This is a genomic window from Desulfurellaceae bacterium, assembly GCA_021296095.1.
Lineage (GTDB): Bacteria > Desulfobacterota > Binatia > Bin18 > Bin18 > JAAXHF01.
On sequence record JAGWBB010000080.1, the window covers coordinates 1 to 11,717 of the forward strand.

13 protein-coding genes are annotated in these 11,717 nt (G+C 64.0%); 7 read left to right on the forward strand and 6 right to left on the reverse strand.

Annotation, left to right across the window (positions count from 1 at the left end):
- Positions 1-233: 233 nt before the first annotated feature.
- From J4F42_17300 to J4F42_17320, 5 genes are all read right to left on the reverse strand, one after another.
- Positions 234-515, reverse strand: coding sequence for a type II toxin-antitoxin system HicB family antitoxin (locus J4F42_17300; GenBank protein MCE2487274.1), 282 nt, complete (start codon positions 513-515; stop codon positions 234-236).
- A complete protein-coding gene (locus J4F42_17305) occupies positions 515-721 on the reverse strand; it encodes a hypothetical protein (protein ID MCE2487275.1) in 207 nt (68 codons plus the stop codon). Before J4F42_17305 ends, J4F42_17300 begins: the two co-directional genes overlap by 1 nt.
- Complete coding sequence (locus tag J4F42_17310) at positions 721-840, reverse strand: type II toxin-antitoxin system HicB family antitoxin (GenBank protein MCE2487276.1); 120 nt, start codon at positions 838-840, stop codon at positions 721-723. Before J4F42_17310 ends, J4F42_17305 begins: the two co-directional genes overlap by 1 nt.
- Positions 841-965: 125 nt before the next feature.
- Positions 966-1,271 carry a hypothetical protein gene (locus J4F42_17315; GenBank protein MCE2487277.1) on the reverse strand — a complete coding sequence of 102 codons (306 nt, stop codon included), beginning with the start codon at positions 1,269-1,271 and terminating at the stop codon, positions 966-968.
- A 73-nt stretch (positions 1,272-1,344) separates the two neighbouring features.
- Positions 1,345-3,435, reverse strand: a complete 2,091-nt coding sequence (locus tag J4F42_17320; GenBank protein ID MCE2487278.1) for an enoyl-CoA hydratase/isomerase family protein — start codon at positions 3,433-3,435, stop codon at positions 1,345-1,347.
- Between the two features lie 169 nt (positions 3,436-3,604).
- Here J4F42_17320 and J4F42_17325 point away from each other — a divergent pair, with 169 nt between their 5' ends.
- The 5 genes from J4F42_17325 to J4F42_17345 all read left to right on the forward strand — a co-directional run bounded on the left by J4F42_17325 (position 3,605) and on the right by J4F42_17345 (position 9,566).
- Positions 3,605-5,266, forward strand: a complete 1,662-nt coding sequence (locus J4F42_17325; protein ID MCE2487279.1) for a B12-binding domain-containing radical SAM protein — start codon at positions 3,605-3,607, stop codon at positions 5,264-5,266.
- A 47-nt stretch (positions 5,267-5,313) separates the two neighbouring features.
- Positions 5,314-6,147, forward strand: coding sequence for a TIGR03619 family F420-dependent LLM class oxidoreductase (locus J4F42_17330; protein ID MCE2487280.1), 834 nt, complete (start codon positions 5,314-5,316; stop codon positions 6,145-6,147).
- A gap of 81 nt (positions 6,148-6,228) precedes the next feature.
- A complete protein-coding gene (locus J4F42_17335) occupies positions 6,229-6,606 on the forward strand; it encodes a VOC family protein (GenBank protein ID MCE2487281.1) in 378 nt (125 codons plus the stop codon).
- A 108-nt stretch (positions 6,607-6,714) separates the two neighbouring features.
- Entirely contained in the window at positions 6,715-7,773 is a 1,059-nt protein-coding gene (locus J4F42_17340; GenBank protein ID MCE2487282.1) for an LLM class flavin-dependent oxidoreductase, read from the forward strand.
- Positions 7,770-9,566: a PQQ-binding-like beta-propeller repeat protein gene (locus tag J4F42_17345; protein MCE2487283.1), complete on the forward strand. Its 1,797-nt coding sequence runs from the start codon at positions 7,770-7,772 to the stop codon at positions 9,564-9,566. The genes J4F42_17340 and J4F42_17345 overlap by 4 nt, the downstream gene beginning before the upstream one ends.
- Here the strand turns inward: J4F42_17345 and J4F42_17350 are convergent.
- Entirely contained in the window at positions 9,563-10,201 is a 639-nt protein-coding gene (locus J4F42_17350; GenBank protein ID MCE2487284.1) for a gamma-glutamylcyclotransferase, read from the reverse strand. The genes J4F42_17345 and J4F42_17350 overlap by 4 nt on opposite strands.
- A 196-nt stretch (positions 10,202-10,397) precedes the next feature.
- Here J4F42_17350 and J4F42_17355 point away from each other — a divergent pair, with 196 nt between their 5' ends.
- Both J4F42_17355 and J4F42_17360 read left to right on the forward strand, forming a co-directional pair.
- Entirely contained in the window at positions 10,398-10,952 is a 555-nt protein-coding gene (locus J4F42_17355; protein ID MCE2487285.1) for a VOC family protein, read from the forward strand.
- Between the two features lie 28 nt (positions 10,953-10,980).
- The coding region (locus J4F42_17360; protein ID MCE2487286.1) for an enoyl-CoA hydratase/isomerase family protein at positions 10,981-11,717 on the forward strand (737 nt) is incomplete at its 3' end.

The following is an 11,717-nucleotide window of genomic DNA, read 5'->3' on the forward strand; positions in this document are numbered from 1 at the left end:
ATCCTGTGGTCCTCCGCCCTCGGCTGCTATCACACGACCGCTCCAATGGCTACAACCTATCGTGAACCACTCTAGCGGTCGGATGCTCCTCCTCCCGCATTACCGACTGAAACTCGGCGGTGGGAATGTTTTTGCGGGAGGCGTCCTGGTGGGTGAGTGGTGCGACGGTCTTTTTTTGTTCTCTTAGGTTTTCGGGGCATATGTGAACTCGAAGACCTCTAGGAGAATAGACTTTATGCTGCCTGATCCTCAACCGCGAGCTTGCGTCCGACGGCGCGGAGGGCTTTTTCGACGTGGCTGATATGGGAGCGATGATCCAGATTCACAAGCCTGCGCACGACGGATTCGCTCAGACCCAAACGAGCCGCGAGGGCCACAGCGAGGGCATCCTCGGCCATCGCCAACGCCTCGGCCCGGTCATCGCCACAGGTCAGCGCTCCCGGCACATCGGGGAAGCGCGCGAAAAAGCCCCCGCCTTCTTCAGGCGTCAAAACGCATGGATAAACGTACCGCATCAGAACTCCTTCTTGTCGATGTTCAGATCGTTCAACATGGCGGCCAACAAACCCGGACCGATTTCCTCGCGCGGCACGGTCGTAAAGCGATCCCCGATGTGAAGCCGCCCGTGACTGCCCTTGCCCCGGTTTGGATTGAAGTGGGATACAAGCCCTACTCTTTTTGCATAGCGCCTGGCCCGCCTGACAGATTCGCCGCTCTTCATCAGATGTTCTTCAACAGTTCTTCAAAAGACTCGCCCTGAGTTGCACCCCCTGGTATAGACGGCACTTCCGCCCAATAACCGCCTTCTTCCGCTTCATGAACTACGACTTTCAATTTCATGACTGCTCCCCAGCGGTGCATTCTGTGTTTCTATCAGCTGGCTGCTGTTCGATCTCATACGTCGCGGTGCATTCAGCATCGCAGGTCGGCTGAGCGCCTCGCGTGCAAGCCGACCTGCGCACGCCTCACACCACCTCGGCGTAGGCATCGGGATGAAAGCCGACGACGAGGGTCTTGCCCTTGCGAATGGCTGGGGCGCGCAGCTTGCCGGACGGACCGATCACCGCCGCCATGAGTTCGTCGCTCGGGCCGTGGCCTTTTTTCAGTGCAAAGCGGAGGACTTTCCTACCCTTGACGGCGATGACGCGTGAGACGCCTTGCAGCAGCTGGAATGCCGCCTCACGGTCGAGGGGTTCTTTGCGGGCGTTGACCTGGGTGGTGGCCGTGCAGTCTTTTTGGGCAAGAAACTCTTGCGCCTTTTTACACGTCACTCAACTCGGTCGGTGATAGTGCCAGTCCAATGTTCCTCGTGCCATGGTCGTACCTCTCCCTTCCTGTCTGCGGCTAATTGAACGTACCGCCCGTTGCGGCCAGCTGCTTGAGCAGCGGCGCGGGCTGCCACGAGGCCGGGTCTTGCTCGGCAAACTCGCACACCCGCTTGTAGACCGTGTCCAGGCCAATCGTATCGGCGTAAAACATCGGACCGCCCAGGTAGGCCGGAAAGCCGTAGCCGTAGACATAGATGACATCAATGTCGCTGGCGCGCTGGGCAATGCCCTCTTCCAGAATCCGGGCGCCCTCATTGACCAGCGCGTACATCGTCCGCTCGACGATTTCTTCACGACTGATGGTCCGCCGCTCAATGCCTTTCTCTCTGGAGTAGTTGATAATCAACTGCTCGATCTCAGGGTCGGGGTGCGGAGTACGATCCCCCGATTCATACCGGTAGTAGCCGGCCCCGGTCTTCTGGCCGTAGCGACCCTTTTCGTAGATCAGATCGGGAATCGCACAGTAACGCGCCCCCTCGGGCAGGCGCTCGGGCAGCCCCCGCTCGCGCCGGACGCGCCAGCCGACGTCGAGTCCGGCCAAATCGCCCATGGCCAGCGGTCCCATGGCCAGTCCCAGGTCGTACACCGCCCCATCGACATCTTGGGGCAGGCAGCCCTCTTCGAGCAGAAACTGGGCCTGGCCGCCGTAGTAGTGCAGCATGCGGTTGCCCACAAAGCCGTCACACACGCCGACTACCACGCCGATTTTGTTGATCGTCCTGGCCACCGCCTGGGCCGTAGCCAGGGTTTCAAAGCTGGTCTTTTCGCCCCGCACGATTTCGAGCAGACGCATGACGTTGGCCGGGCTGAAAAAGTGGGTGCCGATGACTTTGTCGGGCCGCTGGGTCACGGCGGCGATTTCGTTGACATCGAGCGTGGACGTGTTGGTAGCCAGGATGCAGTCCGGCTTGGTGGCCGTATCCAGCCGGGCAAACACCTCTTTTTTCACGTCCATGTTCTCAAACACGGCCTCGACGACCAGATCGACCTCGGCGATATCGGCGTAGTTCAGGCTGGGTGCGATCAAGCCCATTCGCTGCTCGACCTGTGCGGTGGTGAAGCGGCCGCGCTTGGCGCTGCGGTCATAGTTGGCGCGCACGACGGCCAGCCCCTTGTCCAGAAACTCCCGGCCGGCCTCGAGCAGTGTGACTGGAATCCCGGCGTTGGCGAAATTCATGGCGATGCCGCCGCCCATGGTGCCGGCGCCAATGACGGCAACGCGTTTGACCGGCAGGGGTGCGGTGGCCTTGGGCATGTCGGCGACTTTTGCGGCGGCACGTTCGGCAAAGAAGATGTGGCGCTGGGCTGCGGACTGCTGGCTGCCCAGCACCTGTCTGAACAGTTCCTGCTCCTTGGCCAGACCCTCGTCAAAGGGCAGGTTGCAGGCAGCCTCGACGCAGTCAATACAGCGCTGGGGCGCCTCAAAGCCGCGGCGCTCGGCGTTTGCCCGTTGGCGCGCCGCGTCAAAGATTTTTGGATCCACGCCACTCACCTTGTCGTTCAGATCGCGCACTTTCTTGAGCGGAGCGCCCTCGGCAACGAGCTTGTGGGCAAACGCCTTGGCCCCGGCCAGCAGATCGTCCTCGGCAACGATTTCGTCGATCACCCCGACTGTGTGCGCCTGGCTGGCCGTCATCGGCACGCCGCTGGTAATCACCTGGAGGGCGGCCTCGGGACCGATCAGACGTGGCAGGCGCTGGGTGCCGCCCCCGCCCGGCAGGAGCCCCAGGCTGACCTCGGGCAGGCCGACCCGGGCCGACGGCACGGCAACCCGATAGTGACAGCACAGCGCGGTCTCCAGTCCCCCGCCCAGCGCCGTACCGTGGATGGCGGCGACCGCGGGCTTGGGCAGGTTTTCGATCATCTCCATGGTGCCCAGAAAACTCGGCGGCTGGAGCGGCTTGCCAAACTCGGTGATGTCCGCCCCGGCGATAAAGGTCCGACCGTCGCAGATGAGCACTGTGGCGACGGTGTCGTCGCCCGCAGCCTGGCGAAAACTGTCCAGCAGGCCCTGACGGACGTGCTGGCTCAACGCGTTCACGGGCGGGTTGTTGACGGTGATGACGCCGATGTCGCCATCTCTGGTGTACGAGACTGAATGGGTCATGTGGAAACCTTTCTGTGCGGCTTCACGCCGCTCGGACCGTGTGGCGGTGTTGGCGATAAAGTAGCGTTGCCGGGCGCGGTGTGTCTATCCCTGTCGCTGCCCTGTTGCTGCCCCGCCCCTGTACAAGCGCCACCCGGGTCGGGTATAGGACGCAGGAGGAGGGACGCCTATGCCGCACCCCTATCGTCGCATCTTGCTGGTCTACCCCGAATTTCCCCTGACCTACTGGGGGATGCAGTACGTCCTGCCCATCTTCAACAAGAAAGCCCTGATGCCACCGCTGGGCTTGATCACCATCGCCGCCCTGACGCCGGCCGAATACGAGTTTCGACTGGTCGATCTCAACTGTAGAGCCTTGACCGATGACGACCTGGAGTGGGCCGACATGGTGTGCTTGTCGGCCATGATTTCGCAGAAGACCTCGCTGTTTGCGGTCGCCGAGCGGTGTCAGGCGGCGGGTAAGCTGGTGGTCTTGGGCGGCCCGTTTCCGACCGCCTGCCCCGAGGAGTGTCAGCCCTACGCCGATGTCCTGGTGCTCAACGAGGGCGAGCTGACCTGGCCGGCTTTTCTGGCCGACCTCGAGGCCGGTGACTACCAGCAGGTCTACACCACCGCCGACAAGCCCGATGTCACCCAAAGTCCGACGCCCCGCTTCGATCTGCTCGATATCGATCAGTACAGCTCGCTGCCGATTCAGTTTTCGCGCGGCTGTCCGTTCCAGTGCGAGTTCTGCGATATCATCGTGATGTTCGGCCGCCGGCCTCGGACCAAGACGCCGCCGCAGATCCTGGCCGAGCTGGATGCCCTGTACCAGACCGGCTACCGGGGCAGTGTGTTCATGGTTGACGACAATTTCATCGGCAACAAGCATGAGGTCAAAAAGCTGCTGCCCGAGCTGACGGCCTGGAACGAGGCACACGCTCACCCCTTTGCCTACATCACCGAAGCCACCGTCGATCTGGCCAATGACGAGGAGTTGGTTGCCCAGATGGTGACGGCCGGCTTCAAGACGGTCTTCCTGGGCCTCGAGACACCGTCGATCGACAGTCTCAAAGAGACCAAGAAGTACCAGAACATCAAGCGCCCGCTGGTCGATTCGGTGAAGGCCATCCAGCGCGCCGGTTTGATGGTCACCGGGGGCTTCATCCTGGGTTTTGACAGCGATGGTGAAGACATTTTTGACCGGCAGATCGACTTCATCCGCCAGATTGCCGTACCGAACGCCATGGTCGGGCTGCTGGTCGCCCTGCCCAGCACGCCCCTGTACACGCGTCTGGAACAGGCCGGCCGGCTGCTCGATGCGGACTCCGACCGCTTTACGACCCACGGGGGCTTCACCAATATCGTGCCGGTCCTGCCGCGCAAGGCTCTGCTCGAAGGCTATCGCAAGATTTTACACACGATCTACACGCCGCACGAATTCTTTGACCGGCTGCTCGACGCCCAGTGCCGCCAGCCCGGCCCGCCCTCGTCGCTCGGCCGGGTGCGCAAGGGGCTGGGCTATATGTGGCATATCCTGGGCAGCACGGTTGTCAGGTCGGCGGCCGGCGCCTCCTACCAGTCCGCCGGTCTGCTGGCGCGTCTGAGCGTGATTCGCAATGCGTTTCAACAACTGCCCGAGGAGTATAAACGCGAGAGCCTGCGGTTCATCTGGACGCTGCTGAAAAAACGCCCCGACCAGCTTCCGAACTCGCTGTATACCCTGTTCATGGGCGTGCATCTGTACCGTTTTACCTTCGAGCATGTGCTGCCCGAACTCGATGCCCGCCTGGCCCAGCTGTCCGGGACGGATGAGACCGAGGCCTGGCACGCCGGCGGGGCGGCCTCCTGAGCGGCGGCTTTGCCCAGACGTCTCAGACCCGTGTCAGGAGAGCCTGCATGAAAATCGGTATTTCGCTGCCGGTGCGAGAACTCAAAAACGATCTGGCGGCCATCACCGCCTTTGCCCAGACGGCCGACGAGCTGGGCTTCAGCCACCTCCGCGTCCCGGAGCAGATCCTGCGACCCGATAGCGGCTACCTGCACGAACCCCTGACCCTGCTGGCCTATGTGGCGGCGCTGACCCGCTCAATACAGCTGGTGCCGTCCGTCATCGTCCTGCCCTCACGCCAGACCGTGCTGTTCGCCAAGCAGGCTGCCGAACTCGATGTGTTGTCTGGAGGACGCCTGCGTCTGGGCATTGGCGTCGGCGCCAGCCCGGACGAGTACCGGGCGATGGGCGTGGACTTTCAGACTCGCGGTGCCCGCTGCGAAGAACAGCTGGAGCTGCTCAAGCAGCTGTGGACCCAAACGACGGTTGACTTTCAGGGGCGCTGGGACAGCGTGTCCGGCGCCGGCCTCGACCCGCTGCCCGTCCAGCGTCCGATCCCGGTCTGGATCGGCCCCAACAGCCGTCCGATTGCCCGCATTCGTCGCCGGATCGGTCGCCAGGCCGACGGCTGGTTTGTGTTATGCCCGCCCGAAGAGTTCCCTGCGGTTCAGGCCGACATTCAGCGCCACGCCCGAGCCGCCGGCCGCGAGCCGTCCGCCATCGGCGCCGAGGCCGGCGTGGCGGTCGTTGGGCCGCGTCAGGCCGAGTGGCGCGACCGGGTGTCCGGCTGGCGCCGGGCCGGGCTGAGCCACCTGTGTCTGCGCACCCTGGGAGGCGGGCTGGACGCCCAGGGGCATATTGACACCATGCAGCAGGCGCTGCGCCAGCTGCCCGACGGCTGAGGCCCCGGGCCGGGGGACTTTCCAAGGCGCCCAGACTGTGCCACATTTCGGCCAGACCCGAAATACGGAAGGAGAACAGAGATGATTGCATATGTCACCCTGGGCACGAGCGATATGGAGCGGGCGACCAATTTTTACAACGCCCTGCTGGCCGAACTCGATCCCGACATCAAGGTGTTGATGGACGCGGGCCGCATCAAGCTGTGGGGTAAGCCCGGCTCGCCGAATTTGGCCCTGGCCACCCCATTTGACGGTAACGCCGCCAGCGTCGGTAACGGGGTCATGGTCGCCCTGGCGGCCTCGAGTCCCGAGCAGGTTGACGCGGTTCACAAAAAGGCGCTGGAATTGGGCGGCTCCGACGAGGGAGCGCCGGGCCGGCGTGGCGGAGATCAGGGGCCGTACATTGGCTATTTCCGCGATCTGGACGGCAATAAACTGAACGCCATCTGCATGGGTTAGACCGACCTCTCCACGCCCGTCCGACTGCGGACGGGCGTGTCTTCCCCCCACTCACAAACACCTGTCACGTCTCGCGCGGCCCTGTTCGGGGTCGGTGACGGAGCTGTCATGGCGCGCATCCTGACCTGTACCTGGGCACCGACCGCCCTGGCCGTGCCCCAGTTGACCGGCAAAAACCGGCCCCTGGGTCTGGCCGAACTCCACGGACCGCAGCTGACCGAGCGCATGCTGAGCCCGGTCCAGGCTGCCGAGGCGCTCGGCATTGACTACCTGTTGGTCGCCCAGCGTTGGTGGGGCAGTGGCCAGGAAATCGAGGGTTCGAGCTATGACTGTCTGGCCATGACTGCCTTTTACGCCGCCCAGACCCAACGTCTGCGGCTGATCACGGCCATCCATCCCGGTTTTTTCCTGCCTGCGGCGATTGCCAAATGGGGAGCCACGCTTGACCGGCTGACGGCCGGCCGCTGGGCGATCAACGTCACCTCCGGCTGGCACGAGGCCGAGTTCGGCATGTACGGGGCGGAGCTGATCGAACACGACCAGCGCTACGCCCGGACGAGCGAGTTTGTCGAGATTTTGCGCGGCGCCTGGGCTCACGAGGAGTTTGACTACACCGGACGCTTCTACCAGGTGCGCGGCTTGCGCCTGGAACCCAGACCGCTGTCGTCCCGGCTCGAGGTCTTTCAGGGCGGGCAGTCGGCGGCCGCCATGACCCTGGCCGCCCGCCATTCGGACTGGATGTTTCTGAACGGCGGTCCACCGGACAAGATCGGGCGGATCATCGAGACGGTCCGCAAACGGACGGCCGAGACGGGCCGCCGGGTCCGCTTTGCCCTGTACGCTATTCCCCTGTGCCGCGAGACCGACGGCGAAGCCCAGGCGGCTATTCGGGCCATGGTCGAGGCTCAGGACACGGCCGTCCTGGCTCGGCGGCGGCAAAAGGTCAGCGGTGCCCAGGGCATGTGGCAGCCGAGCGATGACCCGCTGACCCATTTGGACAGCAACGAGGGCTTGGCCAGCCGTCTGATCGGCAGCCCGGACACCATCCTGGGACGGATGCGCGAGTTTCACGAGCTGGGGGTCGATTGTTTTCACCTGACGCTGCACGACCGGCTGTTCAATCAGGCGGTGCTGCCGGCTCTGCACGGAGCGGCCTGGGCGCAATGAGACAGGCCCTGCGCGTGCTGCTCGGACGCGCGCTGCTGGCCGCCGTCCTGTGTCTGACGCCGGGTTCGGCGTCTGGCGTGGACGAGGCACGCCTGCTCGGCGCCCACCACGACCACGACAACTGGCTGACCTATGGGCATGGCTACGCCAATCAGCGCTACAGAGGCCTGAGCCAGATTGATACCACAAACGTCCGGCGTCTGGTGCCCAAGTGGATATACCAGACGGGCGTGCTCGGCACCTTCCCGACCAGCCCGATCGTCGCCGACGGGGTCATGTATCTGACCACCCCGGGCAACCATGTGATTGCCCTGGACGCGGCCAGCGGAGTCCTGCGCTGGCGCTACACCCACCGGATGGCCGTTGACACGCTGTGCTGCGGCTCGCACAACCGGGGGCTGGCGCTCGGCTATGGGCGGCTGTACATGATCACCGCCGATGCCCGCCTGGTGGCACTGGATGCGGCCAGCGGCGCGGTCGTGTGGGATATCCCGGTGATCGATCCGATGAGCGGCGAGCCGGCCGATTTGGCCGTCCTCAAAACGGACGAGGTCGTGTCGTCCGGCCGCGTTGCCGACTGGACCCGTTTTGCCGGCAACATGGCGCCAGTGGTGTACGACGGCAAGGTCTTTGTCGGGGTGAGCGGGACCGGTTACAGCGCCGTCCTGGGCGAAGCCGAGTCCGGTAGCCCGTCGGTGCTGGGCCGGGCCGGCACCCGGCGTGGCCTGCGCGCCTTTGTGTCCGCCTACGACGCGAGCCACGGGCGTCTGGTGTGGCGCTGGTACTCAACTGCGGCCGAGGGCTGGGAGGGCGAGTTTGTCGGGCGGACCGCGTTTGGTGATGTCTTGGAGCGCGATCTGGCTGCCGAGCGGGCCAGTGCCGATACCTACCGTGAGGCGTGGAAGACCGGTGGCGGCTCGATTTATTCCTCGCCGTCCATCGACCCCGAGTTGGGCCTGATCTATTTCGGGACCGGAAATGCCTCGCCCGGCTACGCCGATGCCAAACGTCCGGGCGACAACCTGTATACCGCCTCGCTGGTCGCCCTGGACGTCAAAACCGGCCGTCTGGGCTGGTATCACCAGCTCGTGCCGCACGATATCTGGGGCTACGATGTGGCCAATCCGCCCGTCTTGTTCGATTTTGTGTCCGAGGGGACCACGGTGCGAGCCGTGGCCGAGGCCTCGAAATCGGGCTGGGTGTACCTCTTCGACCGGGCGACGGGCGAGGTGCTGCGGCGCTCCGAGGCGTTCGTGCCGCAGAACGAGCTGATGTTCCGCCGACCGACGCCCGATGGCATCGTGATCGCGCCGGGCGCGGGGGGTGGGGCGAATTGGCCACCGACCTTCTACAGTCCCCAAACGGGTTGGCTGTACGTATCGGCCAGCCACAATCCCACCCGCTACCAGCTTGAGCCGGGCCACCCCGGCCAGCCGGCCGGGGTGGTGCTGTCGTTCGATCCCCAGGCTGAGCGCTGGGGAACGCTCAGCGCGGTTGATCCCCAAAGCGGACGCATTGCCTGGCAGGTCAAAACCGACCTGCCGCTGCTGAGTGGCTCGCTTGCAACCGCCGGCGGGCTGATCTTTCACGGTCAGTCGAACGGTGAGTTCGTCGCCCGCAGCGCCACCGACGGCGCCAAGCTGTGGCACTTCAACACTGGGGCCGGGGTGAACGCCCCGCCGGTCAGCTACGCGGTGGACGGCAGGCAGTTTGTGGCGGTTGCGTCCGGTGGCCACCGCCTGTTTGATTTTCCGCTGGGCGATGCGGTGATTGCCTTTGGCTTGCCGGATTAAAGTCCAGGCTCGCCCGTCCCGTCCGAGGTTCCAAGACAACGTACCCGGCGCTCCAACTCGAATACGTGCGCATCCGTCACTCCCAGGGTGCGTAAGCTGTCGGCCAGGCGGATCAGATACTCGACGTTCGAGCCGCTCGGGCCTGTTGCCTGACGGATCTGGCGGGCAATGACCGACACGGGTGCGGGTCCCAGATACTCCGGGTTGTCGCCTGCGGCAATGTAGACGCACACTTTGCCGGGCGGGTCGGACGCGCCGTAGTAGAACGGCATCCAGCGGCGCTGAAACCCGCCCTGTTCCCGGTGATCAAGATAGGCCAAGACCGAGTCGAGAGAACGCTCGGTGACGCCGTAGGCAACTCCCCAACACACCGCCTCGGCCTCGGCGACCAGGGTCACCACCCGCCCCGGCGCGCCGGGCACGCCGCGGTGGTCGGTCGAACCCTGGTAGAAGCGCCGCGTCCAGCCCCGGATATAGCCGGTTTTGCGCCGGGTAAAGGCAAAGCCCGGGTTCCAGATCAAGGAACCGTAGCCAAAGATCCAGGCCGTATTACGCATTGGAGCGGGGTCGCCCGTGTTGGTCTGAGTCTGGCGGCTGATCACTTCCACCGCCGAGAATTCTTCCACGACTTCCAAACCATATTTCGTGCCTTGGAGCAAATAGTAGCTGTTGGGGCAAAGGAATAACCGGATGGGATATTTCCACACGGACTTCAAGCGACGAGAGCAAGATATACGGTCTCACGCCCACGTCCGAGAAAGCATGCCCAGCTTTTCCTTGACCCGTCCACCCCAGCCGGGGTAAACCTCTGGAAGTGAGAGGGGAGCGTCTATGTCTCCGGAGCAGGTGTTCAAAAAGCCGTATCTGCGCACGGCCATGATTCCCGGCTCGTTTCCTCTGGCCGGGCCGGATGGAGAGCCGCCGGAGGTCCTGGGGGTGGATCACCTCGATATTACGGTCACCGACTTGTCCCGTTCCCTGCCGTTTTACGAAAAGATTCTGGGCGCTCTGGGGTTTCGTAAGATGATTCACCCGCACTACACCGGGTTTCATAACGCCTACCTCATCATCGGCGTCAAGGAGGCGGCCGCGGAAGAGAAAGCCGCCGGTCACAACCGGTTCCGAGCCGGCCTGCACCATCTGGCGCTCCGGGTCAAACACCGCCACGACGTTGATCGCTTCCACGATTTTCTGGTGGCCGAGGGAGTGACCGTTTTGGATCCCCCGGCGTCCTACCCTGAGTACGGGCCGCACTACTATGCAGTCTTTTTTGCCGATCCGGACGGCATCAAGCTGGAGCTGGTGCACTATCCGGTCCAGTGGGGCTACTGGTCCCAAACCCAGCTGGACGGCGCGGATGAGCGGCCCCGGAGTGAACCCGAGTAAGGTCCTAACACACAGAAGGAGGATGAGTATGCCGAAGCTCGAAGACTACGCCAACAAATACCAGGATATCCGCATGCAGCGCCGCAACGGGATTCTGGAGATGACCCTCCACAACAACGGCGGACCCATGGTGTGGAACGAAAGCATCCACCGCGAGTTCGCCTACGCCTGCACTGACATTGGCGCCGACCCGGAAAACAAGGTGGTCATCATGACCGGTACCGGCGATGCCTTCTGCGCCGATATCGATTTCTCCAGTTTCAGCGGTGATCTGGGCACGCCGCGCGGCTGGGACAAGATTTACTGGGAGGGCAAGCGTCTGCTGACCAACCTGCTGGACATCGAGGTGCCGATGATTGCCGCGGTCAACGGCCCGGCCCTGATCCACGCCGAAATTGCCGTCTTGTGCGACATCGTCCTGGCCTCTGACACGGCCGCCTTCCAGGACGCGCCGCATTTCCCGAACGGCGTCGTGCCGGGCGACGGGGTGCATCTGGTCTGGCCGCTGGTGCTGGGAGCAAACCGGGGGCGGTATTTCCTGCTGACGGGTCAGAAGCTGTCGGCCCAGGAAGCCCTGAACCTGGGGGTTGTCAGTGAAGTCCTGCCTCAAGACGCCCTCCTGGCCCGGGCCTGGGAGCTGGCCGAGCAGCTGGCCGAAAAACCGCCCCTGACCCTGCGCTATGCGCGGGTTGCCCTGACCCAGGAACTCAAGCGCCTGATGCGGGACGGGCTGGGCTATGGCCTGGCCCTGGAGGGCCTGGCGGC